Raw genomic sequence first — 521 nt, forward strand, 5'->3', positions numbered from 1 at the left:
CTATCTCAATCCTGTTGCGGGGAATGAACGCGACGTGTCGTTTCAGTTTTCAGCTTGTTCCGGATTGTTAAAGAGCATAATATTTCGCATCCACCGTTTCAGGTACGCTCTAAACTGTTTCAGAAAACAGTATGATGGAGCTAAGCGGGATCGAACCGCTGACCTCCTGCGTGCAAGGCAGGCGCTCTCCCAGCTGAGCTATAGCCCCATACAGTTACTGCAGAGACCGTCTACTACACTCAACCTTTCCCTTAACGAGAAACGTTAATTCGTGCTCAGGCAAGGCATGTTTTCGCGAAGCATAGTGAACTATGCGAGCCGGAAACATAACGCAGCATGAGTGCGAATTGGTAGGCCTGAGTGGACTTGAACCACCGACCTCACCCTTATCAGGGGTGCGCTCTAACCAACTGAGCTACAAGCCTGTAGAGGTTTTTCTGTTCGTTACTTTCTATCAGACAATCTGTGTGAGCACTTCGAAGGCAGAATCCAGGTTAAGGAGGTGATCCAACCACAGGTTC

Annotated in this window: 2 tRNA genes; both read right to left on the reverse strand. The window is 49.1% G+C overall.

Annotated elements, in window-relative coordinates:
* Window positions 1-135: 135 nt before the first annotated feature.
* Window positions 136-208: transfer RNA gene (locus EIO60_RS04870), tRNA-Ala, on the reverse strand.
* 140 nt (window positions 209-348) lie between these two features.
* Window positions 349-425, reverse strand: a tRNA-Ile gene (locus EIO60_RS04875).
* Window positions 426-521: the final 96 nt, after the last annotated feature.

Source organism: Candidatus Pantoea persica (assembly GCF_013753875.1).
Lineage (GTDB): Bacteria > Pseudomonadota > Gammaproteobacteria > Enterobacterales > Enterobacteriaceae > Pantoea > Pantoea persica.